This window comes from Escherichia sp. MOD1-EC6842 (genome assembly GCF_002965705.1).
GTDB classification, from domain to species: domain Bacteria; phylum Pseudomonadota; class Gammaproteobacteria; order Enterobacterales; family Enterobacteriaceae; genus Escherichia; species Escherichia ruysiae.
Map to the genome: position 1 here is coordinate 145732 of NZ_PTRF01000004.1, position 15039 is coordinate 160770.

Annotated in this window: 13 protein-coding genes, 1 pseudogene and 1 riboswitch; of the genes and pseudogenes, 10 read left to right on the forward strand and 4 right to left on the reverse strand. The window is 43.2% G+C overall.

Annotation, left to right across the window (positions count from 1 at the left end):
* The first annotated feature begins 41 nt into the window (after positions 1-41).
* From apbC to A7Z29_RS06545, 6 genes and pseudogenes are all read left to right on the forward strand, one after another.
* A complete protein-coding gene (apbC, locus tag A7Z29_RS06520) occupies positions 42-1151 on the forward strand; it encodes an iron-sulfur cluster carrier protein ApbC (RefSeq protein ID WP_001005449.1) in 1110 nt (369 codons plus the stop codon).
* Between the two features lie 262 nt (positions 1152-1413).
* Complete coding sequence (locus A7Z29_RS06525) at positions 1414-1695, forward strand: YehE family protein (RefSeq protein ID WP_032225669.1); 282 nt, start codon at positions 1414-1416, stop codon at positions 1693-1695.
* Between the two features lie 291 nt (positions 1696-1986).
* Positions 1987-2528, forward strand: a pseudogene (locus A7Z29_RS06530) (fimbrial protein).
* An 85-nt stretch (positions 2529-2613) separates the two neighbouring features.
* A complete protein-coding gene (locus A7Z29_RS06535; protein WP_105289965.1) occupies positions 2614-3288 on the forward strand; it encodes a fimbria/pilus periplasmic chaperone in 675 nt (224 codons plus the stop codon).
* Between the two features lie 15 nt (positions 3289-3303).
* Positions 3304-5784: a fimbrial biogenesis outer membrane usher protein gene (locus tag A7Z29_RS06540; protein WP_105289966.1), complete on the forward strand. Its 2481-nt coding sequence runs from the start codon at positions 3304-3306 to the stop codon at positions 5782-5784.
* Between the two features lie 15 nt (positions 5785-5799).
* Positions 5800-6834 carry a putative fimbrial-like adhesin protein gene (locus A7Z29_RS06545; RefSeq protein ID WP_105289967.1) on the forward strand — a complete coding sequence of 345 codons (1035 nt, stop codon included), beginning with the start codon at positions 5800-5802 and terminating at the stop codon, positions 6832-6834.
* Positions 6835-6915: 81 nt separating this feature from the next.
* Here the strand turns inward: A7Z29_RS06545 and rcnB are convergent, their stop codons facing one another.
* Complete coding sequence (rcnB, locus tag A7Z29_RS06550; RefSeq protein ID WP_000155513.1) at positions 6916-7254, reverse strand: Ni(II)/Co(II) efflux transporter accessory subunit RcnB; 339 nt, start codon at positions 7252-7254, stop codon at positions 6916-6918.
* A 218-nt stretch (positions 7255-7472) separates the two neighbouring features.
* Positions 7473-8300, reverse strand: a complete 828-nt coding sequence (locus A7Z29_RS06555) for a nickel/cobalt efflux protein RcnA (protein WP_032225663.1) — start codon at positions 8298-8300, stop codon at positions 7473-7475.
* 120 nt (positions 8301-8420) lie between these two features.
* On the opposite strand from A7Z29_RS06555, the gene rcnR reads away from it, so the two are divergent.
* From rcnR to A7Z29_RS06570, 3 genes are all read left to right on the forward strand, one after another.
* On the forward strand, positions 8421-8693 hold the full coding sequence (gene rcnR, locus A7Z29_RS06560; protein ID WP_000019944.1) for a Ni(II)/Co(II)-binding transcriptional repressor RcnR: 273 nt from the start codon (positions 8421-8423) through the stop codon (positions 8691-8693).
* Positions 8694-8784: 91 nt separating this feature from the next.
* Positions 8785-8880: riboswitch (TPP riboswitch) on the forward strand.
* Positions 8881-8946: 66 nt separating this feature from the next.
* Positions 8947-10254, forward strand: coding sequence for a site-specific integrase (locus A7Z29_RS06565; RefSeq protein ID WP_021293394.1), 1308 nt, complete (start codon positions 8947-8949; stop codon positions 10252-10254).
* 99 nt (positions 10255-10353) lie between these two features.
* Positions 10354-11925 carry a GmrSD restriction endonuclease domain-containing protein gene (locus A7Z29_RS06570; RefSeq protein ID WP_021293132.1) on the forward strand — a complete coding sequence of 524 codons (1572 nt, stop codon included), beginning with the start codon at positions 10354-10356 and terminating at the stop codon, positions 11923-11925.
* Between the two features lie 388 nt (positions 11926-12313).
* Here the strand turns inward: A7Z29_RS06570 and A7Z29_RS06580 are convergent, their stop codons facing one another.
* Complete coding sequence (locus tag A7Z29_RS06580) at positions 12314-12661, reverse strand: hypothetical protein (RefSeq protein WP_000737404.1); 348 nt, start codon at positions 12659-12661, stop codon at positions 12314-12316.
* Between the two features lie 110 nt (positions 12662-12771).
* Here A7Z29_RS06580 and A7Z29_RS06585 point away from each other — a divergent pair, with 110 nt between their 5' ends.
* The gene (locus A7Z29_RS06585) at positions 12772-13236 is read left to right on the forward strand and encodes a helix-turn-helix domain-containing protein (RefSeq protein WP_024190854.1); all 465 of its coding nucleotides are present in this window, start codon (positions 12772-12774) and stop codon (positions 13234-13236) included.
* Positions 13237-13402: 166 nt separating this feature from the next.
* On the opposite strand, the gene A7Z29_RS06590 is transcribed toward A7Z29_RS06585, so the two are convergent.
* A complete protein-coding gene (locus tag A7Z29_RS06590) occupies positions 13403-13942 on the reverse strand; it encodes a recombinase family protein (RefSeq protein WP_000065228.1) in 540 nt (179 codons plus the stop codon).
* Between the last annotated feature and the right edge of the window lie 1097 nt (positions 13943-15039).

The window sequence follows — 15039 nt, forward strand, 5'->3', positions numbered from 1 at the left end:
CTATTTAGCTGATGGTTTATCTATATAAATAAGGAGTCGGGATGAACGAACAATCCCAGGCCAAATCACCAGAAGCCTTGCGCGCAATGGTCGCCGGGACACTGGCTAATTTTCAGCACCCAACCCTGAAGCATAACCTTACCACGCTGAAAGCGTTGCATCATGTCGCCTGGATGGACGACACGCTGCATGTGGAGCTGGTTATGCCGTTCGTCTGGCATAGCGCGTTCGAAGAGTTAAAAGAGCAATGTAGCGCCGAATTGCTGCGTATCACCGGGGCAAAAGCTATCGACTGGAAACTGTCGCATAACATTGCCACGCTGAAACGCGTGAAGAATCAGCCGGGAATTAACGGCGTGAAGAACATTATCGCGGTCAGTTCCGGCAAAGGTGGCGTGGGTAAATCCTCCACGGCGGTAAACCTGGCGCTGGCGCTGGCGGCGGAAGGAGCGAAAGTCGGCATTCTGGATGCCGACATTTATGGTCCGTCTATCCCAACAATGCTGGGGGCAGAAAATCAGCGTCCGACCTCGCCGGACGGGACTCATATGGCACCGATTATGTCTCATGGCCTGGCAACCAATTCAATTGGTTATCTGGTCACTGACGACAACGCGATGGTGTGGCGTGGCCCGATGGCGAGCAAGGCGTTAATGCAGATGTTGCAGGAAACCTTATGGCCGGATCTGGATTATCTGGTGCTCGACATGCCGCCAGGCACCGGTGACATTCAATTGACACTGGCGCAAAACATTCCAGTAACTGGTGCAGTAGTGGTCACCACGCCACAGGACATCGCGCTGATTGATGCGAAAAAAGGTATCGTGATGTTCGAGAAAGTCGAAGTTCCGGTACTGGGTATTGTCGAGAACATGAGCGTCCATATTTGCAGTAACTGTGGTCATCATGAGCCGATTTTCGGCACTGGTGGGGCAGAGAAACTGGCCGAGAAATACCATACGCAGTTGTTGGGGCAAATGCCGTTACACATTAGCCTGCGTGAAGATCTCGACAAAGGAACACCTACCGTTATCAGCCGTCCGGAGAGCGAATTTACTACTATCTACCGCCAACTGGCTGACCGGGTTGCTGCTCAGCTCTACTGGCAAGGTGAAGTTATTCCAGGTGAGATCTCCTTCCGCGCGGTCTAACGTGCATTAGCCTTTCTGGTTGTTCGTCATACACCGCAGAAATGATACATTGATGCGGTGTATTTATTTTGTGGCTTTAAATGAACACTTTTTTAATGCTGCGAATATTCAGTGGATCTTAGTCCTAAACTGTACAAAGTAGATTGATCGTACAGGTAAAGCCTCTTTATCATCCTTCGTGGCTGTGTAGCGGATGTACAGCTATAGTTTGTTATGCACTCAATCTATCCAGGCATAACCTTTACTACAGGGATAACGTTCAATGAATAAGTATTGGCTGTCAGGAATCATTTTTCTTGCCTATGGATTGGCTTCTCCCGCGTTCTCTTCAGAGACTGCCGCATTAACGATTAATGGCAGGATCAGCCCCCCAACATGCAGTATGGATATTGTTAATAGCCAGCCCCAACAGCATTGCGGTCAGGTATCGCAAAGCGTTGATACCCGTCATCGGATTTCTTCGCCGGTAAAAGGCGTCACTACAGAGCTGGTTACAGCGGGCAACGATAGCAAACGTCGAATCGTATTAAATCGCTACGATTAATCAGGCAACACTCTTTTAATAATATTTGGAGAGTCTAAATCATTCCCGTGAATGATTTAGGCTTTTTTATTTATTTTAAGAATGTGGTTAACAGTAAATTATGTCAATTAATAGATGTGGTAAATATTTAATTCCCTTAAGTATTTGTTGTAATTATATTGCAATGGTTAAATTGTTTTAAATCAATAAAACAATACGTTTACATTGCGGTAACTTTTTTGATGTGAGAAATTTGTTTCCACGAGATACAGAGTCTTAACAATCAAAATAAACTATATTAAGGAACCTATTATGAAACATTCAATTATTGCTACCGCTGTCTTTTCTTCTTTTTTTATGAGTGCTGGCGTATTTGCTGCAGACGTTGATACCGGAACATTAACTATTAAAGGGAATATTGCAGAGTCTCCGTGTAAATTCGAAGCGGGTGGTGATTCAGTAAGTATTAATATGCCAACTGTTCCGACCACTGTCTTTGAAGGTAAAGCGAAATATTCAACCTATGATGATGCAGTCGGTGTAACCAGCAGCATGTTAAAAATTAGCTGTCCGAAAGAAGTAGCTGGTGTAAAACTCTCGTTGATCACCAATGATAAAATAACCGGCAACGATAGGCTATAGCCAGTAGTAACGATACCGTGGGTTATTATCTCTATTTAGGCGATAACAGCAATGTACTGGATGTTTCAGCGCCTTTTAATATTGAGAGTTATAAAACAGCGGATGGTCAGTATGCGATTCCGTTTAAAGCAAAATACCTGAAACTGACAGAAGACTCAGTGCAATCAGGTGATGTGGTCTCTTCTTTAGTTATGCGTGTGGCGCAGGATTAATAATTAAATAATTTTGCAAGTTTCTCCAGGAAATAAACATGGCCGCTATCTCCATGGCGGCCTTTTAATTTTAAGAGGCATTAAGATGAAAGGGTTATTAGCTTTACTCATTTCTTCTATGGTTCTTCCTGCACATGCCGGAATTGTCATCTACGGGACGCGAATTATTTACCCGGCTGAAAATAAAGAAGTGATGGTGCAGTTGATGAATCAGGGAAACCGATCTTCATTACTTCAGGCGTGGATTGATGATGGCGACACATCACTGCCGCCGGAAAAGATTCAGGTTCCTTTCATGCTAACGCCACCAGTGGCAAAAATAGGGGCTAACTCCGGACAGCAAGTAAAAATTAAAATCATGCCGAATAAGTTGCCCAGTAATAAAGAGAGCATTTTTTATCTGAATGTTCTGGATATTCCACCAAATAGTCCAGAACAAGAAGGCAAGAATGCACTGAAGTTTGCGATGCAAAACAGAATCAAATTGTTTTACCGACCGGCGGGTATTGCTCCGGTTAATAAAGCAACGTTTAAGAAATTGCTGGTAAATCGTAGCAGCAATGGGCTGGTGATAAAAAATGATTCGCCGAACTGGGTGACGATTTCCGATGTAAAAGCGAATAATGTCAAAGTCAATTATGAAACCATCATGATTGCGCCATTAGAAAGCCAGAGTGTAAACGTCAAAACTAATAATGCGAATAGCTGGTATTTGACCATTATTGATGATGATGGCAACTATATTAGCGACAAAATTTAATTGCAGGAGCTGCCCGTGTTGAGAATAACCCCACTCGCATTAGCAATCGTAGCGTTATTGCTCGGCATTGAAGCGTATGCAGCGGAAGAAACCTTTGACACCCATTTTATGATGGGGGGAATGAAAGACCAACAGGTTGCTCATATTCGCCTTGATGATAATCAACCTTTACCGGGCCAATATGACATCGATATTTATGTCAATAAACAATGGCGTGGGAAATATGAGATTATCGTTAAAGATAACCCCGAAGAAACATGCCTGGCAAGAGAAATTATCAAGCGGTTAGGTATTAATACCGATAACTTCGCCAGTAGTAAGCAATGTTTAACATTAGAGCAACTTGTTCAGGGTGGGAGTTATGCCTGGAATATCGGTGTTTTTCGTTTAGATTTCAGCGTTCCGCAAGCCTGGGTTGATGAACTGGAAAGTGGTTATGTCCCGCCGGAAAACTGGGAACGGGGTATTAATGCTTTTTATACCTCTTATTATATGAGCCAGTATTACAGCGACTATAAAGCGTCGGGTAATAACAAGAGTAGTTATGTTCGTTTTAACAGTGGATTAAATCTGCTGGGGTGGCAACTGCATTCTGATGCCAGTTTCAGCAAAACGGATAACAATCCTGGGGAGTGGAAAAGCAATACCCTATATCTGGAACGAGGGTTTGCACAAATTCTCGGCACGCTGCGTGTCGGTGATATGTACACCTCAAGCGATATTTTTGACTCTGTTCGCTTCAGTGGCGTGCGACTTTTTCGTGATATGCAGATGTTACCTGACTCGAAACAAAATTTTACCCCACGAGTGCAGGGGATTGCGCAGAGTAACGCGCTGGTAACCATTGAACAAAACGGTTTTATTGTTTATCAGAAGGAGGTTCCACCTGGCCCATTTTCGATTACTGATTTGCAATTGGCCGGTGGTGGAGCGGATCTTGATGTTAGCGTGAAAGAGGCTGACGGTTCGGTTACCACGTACCTGGTGCCTTATTCGGCGGTGCCAAATATGTTGCAACCGGGCGTGTCGAAATATGATTTTGCGGCGGGTCGTAGCCATATTGAAGGAGCAAATAAGCAAAGCGATTTTGTTCAGGTCGGTTACCAGTATGGCTTTAATAATTTATTAACGCTGTATGGCGGCACGATGATTGCCAATAATTACTACGCATTTACTCTTGGGACTGGCTGGAATACACGCATTGGCGCGATTTCTGTCGATGCAACAAAATCTCATAGTAAGCAAGATAATGGCGATATTTTTGACGGACAAAGTTATCAGATAGCCTACAACAAATTTGTGACTCAAACATCGACGCGTTTTGGCCTGGCAGCCTGGCGTTATTCTTCGCGCGATTACCGGACGTTTAATGATTATGTCTGGGCAAATAATAAAGATAATTATCGTCGCGATAAAAATGATGCCTATGACATTGCAGATTATTACCAGAATGATTTTGGGCGCAAAAATAGCTTTTCCGCCAATATGAGTCAGTCATTGCCAGAAGGCTGGGGTTCTGTGTCATTAAGCACATTATGGCGAGATTACTGGGGGCGTAGCGGCAGCAGCAAAGATTATCAGTTGAGTTACTCCAATAACTTGCAACGGATAAGCTATACCCTCGCAGCAAGTCAGGCTTATGACGAGAATCATCATGAAGAAAAACGCTTTAATATTTTTATATCGATTCCCTTTGATTGGGGTGATGATGTCACGACACCACGGCGGCAAATATATATGTCTAACTCAACGACCTTTGACGATCAGGGTTTTGCCTCAAACAATACAGGAATATCGGGAACGGTTGGGAGCCGCGATCAGTTTAACTATGGTGCCAACTTGAGTCATCAGCATCAGGGGAACGAAACGACAGCTGGGGCGAATTTAACCTGGAACGCGCCGATGGTGACAGTGAATGGCAGTTATAGTCAGTCGAGTATTTATCGACAGGCTGGAGCCAGTGTTTCAGGGGGCATTGTCGCCTGGTCTGGTGGTGTGAATCTGGCGAATCGTCTTTCTGAAACGTTTGCTGTGATGTATGCACCAGGAATTAAAGATGCTTATGTTAATGGACAAAAATATCGCACTACAAATCGTAATGGGGTGGTGGTATACGACGGAATGACGTCTTATCGGGAAAATCACCTGATGCTGGATGTGTCGCAAAGCGATAGCGAAGCAGAATTACGTGGCAACCGGAAAATTGCCGCCCCTTATCGCGGCGCGGTTGTATTGGTTAATTTTGATACCGATCAGCGCAAGCCATGGTTTATAAAAGCGTTAAGAGCGGATGGGCAACCATTAACGTTTGGTTATGAAGTCAATGATATCCATGGTCATAACATTGGCGTTGTCGGCCAGGGAAGTCAGTTATTTATTCGCACCAATGAAGTACCGCCATCGGTTAATGTGGCAATTAATAAGCAACAAGGACTTTCATGCACAATCACCTTCGGTAAAGAGATTGATGAAAGTAGAAATTATATTTGCCAGTAATAGTCAGGTGGTTCTATGAAAATTCGCATAATGCAATTTATATTAATGATGATGGTTATGCCTGTGAGCTATGCGGCATGTTATGGAGAGTTGTCAGCGCAGCATAATTTGGTTGTTCAGGGAGATTTTGCGCTAACTCAAACACAAACGGCGACATATGAGCATAATTTTAATGACTCGTCATGCGTGAGTACGAATACCATCAACCCCATGAGTCCGTCGGATATTGTTGTTGGACTTTATAACGATACCATTAAATTAAATTTACATTTTGAATGGACTAACAAAAACAGCATCATATTATCAAATAACCAGACCAGTTTCACCAGTGGTTATTCAGTAACGATGACATCGGCAGCCAGTAACGCGAAAGTGAATGTTTCTGCAGGGGGCGGCGGAGCAGTGATGATTAATGGTGTCGCGACATTATCCAGTGCTTCATCAACAACGCGTGGAAGTGCTGCAGTGCAATTTTTACTGTGTTTGCTAGGAGGAAAGTCGTGGGATGCATGTGTGAATAGCTACAGAAATGCATTGGCACAAAATGCAGGTGTCTATTCCTTTAATCTGGCATTGTCATACAACCCGATAACAACGACCTGCAAACCTGATGATTTATTAATTACTTTAGAGAGTATTCCCGTTTCACAATTACCAGTCACAGGTAACAAAACAACAATAAATAGCAAGAAAGGGGATATTATTCTGCGTTGTAAAAATTTATTAGGTCAACAAAATCAAACATCACGGAAAATGCAGGTGTATTTATCAAGTTCTGATTTGTTAACCAGCAGTAACACGATACTGAAAGGTGCGGAAGATAATGGCGTAGGATTTATTCTTGAAAGTAATGGTTCACCAGTCACACTTTTAAATATCACTGACAGCAGTAAAGGATACACAAATTTAAAGGAAATTGCGGCGAAGTCAAAAATTACAGATACAACAGTCTCAATTCCGGTAACAGCCAGTTACTATGTATATGATAAAAATAAAGTTAAATCTGGCGCACTGGAGGCTACTGCCTTGATCAACGTGAAATACGACTAATAACAAGTAAGACGAGCAAGTGGCTAATAATAAAAAATAACAAGGTGTCTGCATTTCCCCCTCATGATGAGGGGGCTTTTTTTAGCGATGGTAGAATATTTCGCCGTCGTAGGCTTTAATGATTTTACCGTCAGTGTCGTTGATCAACACATATGCGCCACCCATATAGGTCCAGTGAGTTCCGGCGTCAGGGGCAGGCAGGTTACGTAACTGCCACTGCTTAATATTGTACTCATCGGTGCGGTACATCTCTGGAACGGTATCGCCTGGTTTGAAATGCTTGAAGTCAGCGATGAAACTGCTCAACTCATACTTTGAAATTCCAGAGGCATTGGTCGAACCCGCAGTGACCGGTGCGGCCCACGCTACGCTGGTTGCCAGCAACAGCGCACCCAACAATAACTTATTTCTTATGGTCATATACTCTCCACGTTGGGGATCAGCAAAATCAGTCGCATATCTTTCCTGTCATACAATATAACCGACAAGCGATATTTTGTTAGTGATCCCATGATTTCGTAAAAAGTGTAAATGAAAGGATGCTGTAAAAGCATCCTCATCGGGCGAAGAGTCAGCGGAAATAGCTGATTTAAGAATCATCCTGGGCTGAAGATAACATGCAAGCCCAAAGGATTGAGTTATCGCATTATGCCCATAAAGCCATGCACGCCCATATACACTCCGACTAAGCCAATTAACAAGCTGGAAAAATAGGGGGCTTTTTGGGCTAGTGTGTTAAATCCGCTCCAGCGTTTTGCCACTTGCTGGACACTGATTGCCGCGCCAACGCCCACGGTGACCAGCGTTAACGCGAGGCCAATACTGAAACTAACGACCAGAGTTGCTCCCAGAGTGAGGGCTTTCAGTTGAATACAAATCAGCAGCACAGTTATCGCTGCAGGGCAGGGGATCAGTCCGCCAGTCAAGCCAAACAGTAAAATCTGCCAGTTCGTGACATCCCTGCCATCAAAGCGTCGTTTAATGTCATTTGCGTGAGCCAGCTCATGGGCGTCCTGATATTCGACATTCTCGCCATGTCCGTGATGGTGATGATGTTCGTGATCATGGTCATGATGGTGGTGCTCGTGATCATGATCATGCCCGTGCATATTCTCAAGCCAGTTTCGTTCACCGCGCCATGTGCGCCAGAACATCCATAATGCGGTGCCGAGAATGATGACCGCAGAAATTAACTGTAGCCACGGTTCCGCCGACTGCGCAGTAAAGCGTTTGCTGATCACCATCCCGCCAAAGGCAATCAACCAGACTACCGCAGTATGCGAAATGGTTGCTGCCAGTCCAAGCATCACCGCCTGTTTAATCGTACCTTTAATGGCGATGATAAACGCCGCCATCATCGTTTTTGAGTGCCCAGGCTCCAGACCATGAAGTGCACCGAGTAAGATGGCGCTGGGGATGAAGAACCAGGCGTTTCCTTGCTGAAGAAGAGTGGTAAATTCAGTCATGATAATAATTCTTAGTATTAAATGGATGCAGAGATTCTACTCCCCCCCAGTACATGATACTACCCCCCAGTAGATTAATAGTGCTATGATTTTTCATTATCTTGTTAACCAGGTGTTGTTATGTCTCATACCATCCGCGACAAACAGAAACTGAAAGCGCGCGCCAGTAAGATTCAGGGACAGGTCGTCGCGCTTAAGAAAATGCTCGACGAACCGCATGAATGTGCTGCCGTTCTACAACAGATTGCCGCCATTCGTGGCGCGGTAAACGGCCTGATGCGGGAAGTGATTAAAGGTCATCTGACGGAACACATTGTTCACCAGGGCGATGAACTAAAGCGTGAAGAAGACCTGGATGTTGTCCTTAAGGTGCTGGATTCGTATATAAAATAGTTTCGTGACGTTATTGTAATACTGCCGTTTTTCCTCGTTTACAACGCGCGCGCCGGACATTACCATCCTCCTCTGCGATTTATTATCGCAACCAAACGACTCGGGGTGCCCTTCTGCGTGAAGGCTGAGAAATACCCGTATCACCTGATCTGGATAATGCCAGCGTAGGGGGCCAAAATAGTCTTGAAAATTATGTGGTTGTATCTCTTTTTGACCATAAATCATGCTGTTAAGGTACAAAAAGGGGTCGTTTATGAGGTCAAGAACTCTCCCATACACATTTCAGCGAAACGGTAATTACTATCTACAAATCCGGCTTTCGGATGGTCGGATATACAAAAAATCACTTTTTACTGACAGTTATCGCGAAGCATCGGCGTTGATGATTGGCCTTACTCCGCACATTCCTTTCGTTAAATCACTCGCTACTCCGTTGCCGCAATTTAATAAGTTTGTTTCAAACTTGATCGCTTCGTCACGTAACGTAATGATTCCGTTGCCACTCCCTCAGCAATTGAACAATATTTCTAAAGAAGTTTTGCAGCTTCAACCACCAGCCAAACCGGAAAAGGTGCTAACACTTGCTGATGCGTGGGCTATGTACAAGGAGGAAAGAGGTCGAAATTGGACAAAATCGATCTCAATGGCAAATGAGCGTTATATGGAGGTATTGCTTGTTGTCTTGGGAAAAGAAACAGACGTAACGGCAATCACCAAACAAGATATTAAGCGAGTAATGGAAACTGTCGAAAACTTACCAAAGCGTGTAGTGCAACCGTATAGGTCAATGACTATTCAGCAACTAATCGAATGTGATGATGTGCTGCCAGAGGATTTAGTTGGTGCTGAGGCTGTACATAAGCACCTTAAAATCTACAAATCGTTATTCAAAACATTTCTGACTGAAAACAAAGATATTCTATCTAAGTCTCCGACTGATGGAATAGTAGCGGCACCATCCAAAGCTAGGTTTGGTGCATACAGTGCAGCAGAAATGAAAAAATTTGTAGGATGGGCACTAAAGCAGCCTGATGGATGGCAGAAGTGGATCACTTTGTTGTTGGCGTACACAGGAGCCAGAAGAGGTGAGATTGCTAAACTGGAGAAGTCGCAGATCAAATTTGATGAAGATAGCCAGCGGCACTATCTTCTGATCGCGGAAAGAAGGCTGGGTAAAACTGAGAATGCTACAAGACAGGTAGTGATTCATCCCAAACTGATTGAGTGGGGGTTTCTGGATTTTGTTAACCGCCAATGGAAAGAGAAAATCTTTTCGGAAGTCTCAGGTCGAAATATGTCAAAGATAGGTAAAGTTCTTTCAGATGTTCGTGATCAGCTTGATATTCCTTATCTTGATGATTATGGGCAGCGGCGCTTGGTGCATAGTTTCCGGCATACTATGATTTCTACTTGTTTAGCTGGTTGGGTGAGTAATTTGGCGCATCTGCAACAGGTGGTAGGTCATGAGAAAAGCGGTTTAGGGATTACCAGACGCTATTTGCACTCTTTTCCTTTACGTTCAATTTGTTACGTGATTGATGGTTTGGACTGGTTAAATTGATGTGAGCCTCGTGAGAAAGGGAATAAATAGAGAAAATCAAGTTGTTACCTCATTGGCAGGGGATATAATGACCATATTGTCATCTTGAGGAACAAAAGTATGGTTGCTCGTTCTAACCTTGTAAATTTAGATGCACTGATTAAGCGTGCTGATTTAGGTTTAAAGATCCAAGATAACTCTTCATTTGAAACGCTAAACAGTATTCCTGCAAGAGAATTGAAATCAGGAAGTGGAATTGCTGCGCTTCTGAGAAAACCAGATTTCCAGCGTGAAACAAATCATTGGGGGCCTGAGCAGGTTGTATCGCTTCTCGAATGCTACATCAATGGTGATTTGATACCTTCCGTTATTCTTTGGCGGTCTTCAACCCATCTTTTTGTGATCGATGGTGGTCATCGTTTAAGTGCGTTACGTGCTTGGGTTGAAGATGATTATGGCGACGGTCATATATCCCATCAACTTTTTGGGCATGATATTCCTCGTGAACAACGCCGCGCTGCAGATAGAACGAGAAAGCTTGTGAAGGAGAGGGTCGGTAGCTGGGAATATTATCAGAAGTTGCTTGCCGATGATGCTTCATTGACCGAGGAACAGCAGAGAAGAATCAGCGTATTAACATCTCGTGGAATCTCAGTCCAATGGGTAGTGGGTGATGTAGATAAGGCAGAAACTTCATTTTTTAACATCAATATGAAGGGAACTCCTCTTGATGCTATCGAAGAGATGCTTCTAAAAAATCGCAAGAAAAGTATTCCGATAGCAACCCGAGCAATTATTCGTGCCGGTAGAGGTCATCGCTATTGGTCGGGGTTTGATCAGAGCATTGCCCAGCAACTTGAAGATAAATCTGCAAAGCTGCATCGTTTGCTGTTCGAACCTGAAGTTGATCGCCCTATTAAAACTCTTGATCTTCCATTAGGCGGTTCTAGGGGGGTCAGGACAGCGATCCAAGTTTTGAAAGATTTCTTACTGATCACTGATTGCAACCAGAATGGTGTTTTGAAAAAAATCGAAGCCTACCCTGATGATGCGTCGGGTGCTGATACGTTAAGAATCCTTTCCAAAGCCACATCATTAAGCAATAGAATTACAGGCAATGGCGATGGTAGCTTGGGGCTTCATCCAGCGATTTATTTTTATGGTCCGACTGGAATCCACTCAACGCCAATGTTTCTAGGAACTGTGCTACTGGTGGCAAAACAACTCTCTAACAATAATGGTCAATTCTTTAAAGACTTCACAACAATCAGATCTAGGCTTGAGAGAATAATGATCGAATTTAAGGACTTGATCGCAATGATAGTACAAAAACCAGGTAGTAATGTCCGAGTGGCTCGCTACTGTGATTTTTTAAATGCGGTGATCAAATCACTCAAGCAGGGAGAGAATATTGATGAGAGTAAGCTTATCGAGCTGGCCGAATTGGAGGGGAGAATACTCTCTGGAGATTTTAAGAGAACATCAGCAAAAATCAGCGATGAACAAAAAAGTAAGGTGTTCATTGACGTGGCTCTGCGCAACGCTTTGAAATGTCCGATTTGCCAAGGTTACCTTGATACTGAAAAGTCAGTTTCTTATGATCATATCGTACGTGTCCGTGAGGGAGGAGATGGTAATTCTGACAATGTTCAGTTGACACACCCTTACTGTAACCAGTCAGTGAAGTGTTAAAATCACGTTTCACTTTTCGTTGTCATTTGTATCGAACGTTTTTGAGAAAGGGCAGGATTGCGAGCGAGTTACCAGCGTAAACAGATAAATACTGTTTTCGTAAGCCCACTGTCGCCGCTTTCCGCTCTGCAATTTTTGCTTGTCGGGGGGCTAATTGTGGCTTTGCTTGCCATAACATTAAAAGTCAGTAATATACTGAAAATTAATACAATACTTTTCATATATCCCATTGAATATTCAGTTCATTGCCAAATAGCAAGCGGAGCACTCTCTCTTTAACGTTGTAGTAACTTAGTTGAACAATTTTATAATATAATTTGTCTAAGTTGGTTGATGTATCAAAGCCTTTTTCTGAAGAATGAATTGGCGTGATTACTCACGCCAGATTTTAAATTTCAGAACATAGGCTAAGCGTATAGACAGCAGTTTGCCCATCATTGTTAGTCGGTCTCATAACGAAAACAGGCTGACTCCCATTATCAATGTATGTGACTGCAACCCCTCCATCAGGTGTGGCATACATTTTTGCGATGCTTTTTTGACCTATAAAATCAAGTCTCCAAGTCTTACCACCAAGATGTATGGTCATTTTTTTATCTTGTATATCAAAAGTTGAATCTACAGAAACTTTCTGACTTCCCGAGTCAATATGACCTTCCTGTATTGCTTTACAGGAAAAGGTTGTGGCGTGGCCCATCACTGGAATTAACAAAGCGGCAAATACTAGTTTTTTCATTTGTCTCCCTTGATGTATCAAATGGATGGTGATGCTAATAATACATGATTGATTCAAAATGTCACGATTAGTGCGTGGTTAATTGGTGCGTCAAATTGCATCTTTGTGCCATGCGAAAGAATCTGAGATACCTTTTTGGACAACGAGTAAAAGAGTTCCGTATAGCTATTGGCTTAAGCCAAGAGGCCTTTGCAGATCGGTGTGGTTTTGCTCGTAGTTATATGAGTCGAATTGAGCGTGGTTGCTCTAATGCATCTCTTGATGCAATTGAGGTTCTGGCTGACGCTTTGCGTATTGAGCCTTGGCAGTTACTAGCTTCTGATTCAAGGAAACCTGATGATCAGGAGGTACTTGTTCCTTATGCTGCAGATGGGTCGTGTTTTCATCCAGGATTGGCAAGTACTCGCGATGGTTCGTTTAGAGTAGGGGAAAAATCAGCCCAGAAACGTTTCAGTTCGTTCAATGACGCTCTCGAATACCTTCGTGGAATGGAAACCGCGAAGTGGCGTAGGCCTAATGCTAGTGGTAATTGGGGAATTGTATCTGCGGTTAAATGGGATCGACTGAATCAATAAGATATCAGTAATTTTCGGGCCACTCCACAAGGCAATAAGTGGCTTAGTGGTGATTATCGAAGGGGAATACAAGCGAGCACCTAGGCACCATTGCAAGAACCGCTCAACGCTGAGATCAGCAAGCCCCGATTTCTGCCGACCGTCCCTGTCAAATATCAAGGAGGCATTACGCCTCCTCTTCTTCCTTCTTAATTCGCTGTACCGTCGAAGGAGCAACATTAAAGATCTCGGCGGTTTTACGCACTGACACGCCATCAGAAAGGGCTTTCTTTATACCTTCTCGATCCACTGCCTTACCTTTACCACGCTTTCTAGGATTGACGGCTTGCGCTTCTCGTTTACGTTCTAACATCAGTTCACGTTCACACGTTGCCACTGCCGACAACATAGTAAGCATCATTTTTCCCATCGCGCTTGTAATGTCTGCAATGATCCCTTCTTTGTGAAAGCGAACAATTACACCACGATTATTAAGTTGTTCCACTAAGGCAAGAATGTCTAAGGTGTTACGCCCTAAACGATCAAGAGAGTGGACGTGTAAGGTGTCGCCTTCTCTCAGATAGGCTAAACACGCTTGTAAGCCTGGGCGATTAGTGTCTTTACCAGACAGCTTATCTTCAAAGACTTTATCGAGAGTTAGTCCTGCAAGCTGGCGATCAGTATTTTGATCTACAGTGCTCACACGCTTATAGCCGATATTGCTCATAAAATCCCCTTGATGTATCGATTTGGCACCACTCCAATGCAAATGAGTGTATTGTATTCATTTGGTCTGTTTCAAGCCTTATGGGTACGGAATATTACACGATTTAGCTGTATTCATTTGGTATGCCTAATGGATACACGGGGGGATAGATTAAATGGTGTTCTGTTTATACAGGTTTATTTGTTAGATCAACAAGTTGGCATTTCTAAACAGATGTTTGAACGTTGCCAAATGCCTTGACAACACAAGAAAATGGCTTGCTATGAACGCATTACACGAAATAAGGCTATAAAAACAAAATAAATTTTAAAATTTGCACAAAAACGAGAAAACTCGTTCGATAAATAATAGATTGATTTTTAATCGACAATTTCTGACAATTTCTGATGGTGCTCTGTAAACCGCATTACACAAGGCTTTGCGAAAGTGATGTAAAAGTGAAGAAAGCTAACATTGCACTTTGAAGCCATTTTTCATTGGATTTTTTAGTAGGGAATTACACAGGGAATAGAGAGCATTATTCTATGATTTACACAGGGAATATAGGGGATTATGGCACACACATAGAAAGGCATTACACAGAGTGAGTGCTATGTGATGATTGGTAGTAACGGTAGGTCACTGTGAGCTACCCCCCACAGAATTCTGTTACCCCTATCAAGTCTAACAGGGGTTTATAAAGAATAATAAACCGATGATACCCCTATCAATATTGATACCCCTATTAGCTTTGATATGACTACCCCTATCAAAACTGATACCCGATAAGAATAAGTTAATAAGAATAATTAAATAATATTCTTTATATCTATATATATGATCTTTTTGCCTTCCGGCGTTAGCTTCACTCTCTGGCAAGCAGCCTTACTCCGCTACCTTTGGGCTTCGTGGCTGGCCCGTTCCGCTCACACCGAAAGCAAAGCGTTACTCTTCTTCGTGTAACTATCGTTGGCGGTAACGCCACACGAAGAAATACTATTGCGCTGTGCGCAGTAAGAGTAATCACCTAACCAATCATCTGATTGCTTACGTGTTAACTCTCTCTAACTCTTAATTACCCTCCTACATTTAATAACTCTGTTATTCTCTGTAGTTGT

Excerpts from the sequence above, each read along its gene's own strand:
- apbC (WP_001005449.1), top strand. The coding sequence starts at position 42 with ATGAACGAACAATCCCAGGCCAAATCACCAGAAGCCTTGCGCGCAATG.
- A7Z29_RS06525 (WP_032225669.1), top strand. The coding sequence starts at position 1,414 with ATGAATAAGTATTGGCTGTCAGGAATCATTTTTCTTGCCTATGGATTG.
- A7Z29_RS06535 (WP_105289965.1), top strand. The coding sequence starts at position 2,614 with ATGAAAGGGTTATTAGCTTTACTCATTTCTTCTATGGTTCTTCCTGCA.
- A7Z29_RS06545 (WP_105289967.1), top strand. The coding sequence starts at position 5,800 with ATGAAAATTCGCATAATGCAATTTATATTAATGATGATGGTTATGCCT.
- rcnB (WP_000155513.1), bottom strand. The coding sequence starts at position 7,254 with ATGACCATAAGAAATAAGTTATTGTTGGGTGCGCTGTTGCTGGCAACC.
- A7Z29_RS06555 (WP_032225663.1), bottom strand. The coding sequence starts at position 8,300 with ATGACTGAATTTACCACTCTTCTTCAGCAAGGAAACGCCTGGTTCTTC.
- rcnR (WP_000019944.1), top strand. The coding sequence starts at position 8,421 with ATGTCTCATACCATCCGCGACAAACAGAAACTGAAAGCGCGCGCCAGT.
- A7Z29_RS06565 (WP_021293394.1), top strand. The coding sequence starts at position 8,947 with ATGAGGTCAAGAACTCTCCCATACACATTTCAGCGAAACGGTAATTAC.
- A7Z29_RS06570 (WP_021293132.1), top strand. The coding sequence starts at position 10,354 with ATGGTTGCTCGTTCTAACCTTGTAAATTTAGATGCACTGATTAAGCGT.
- A7Z29_RS06580 (WP_000737404.1), bottom strand. The coding sequence starts at position 12,661 with ATGAAAAAACTAGTATTTGCCGCTTTGTTAATTCCAGTGATGGGCCAC.
- A7Z29_RS06585 (WP_024190854.1), top strand. The coding sequence starts at position 12,772 with ATGCGAAAGAATCTGAGATACCTTTTTGGACAACGAGTAAAAGAGTTC.
- A7Z29_RS06590 (WP_000065228.1), bottom strand. The coding sequence starts at position 13,942 with ATGAGCAATATCGGCTATAAGCGTGTGAGCACTGTAGATCAAAATACT.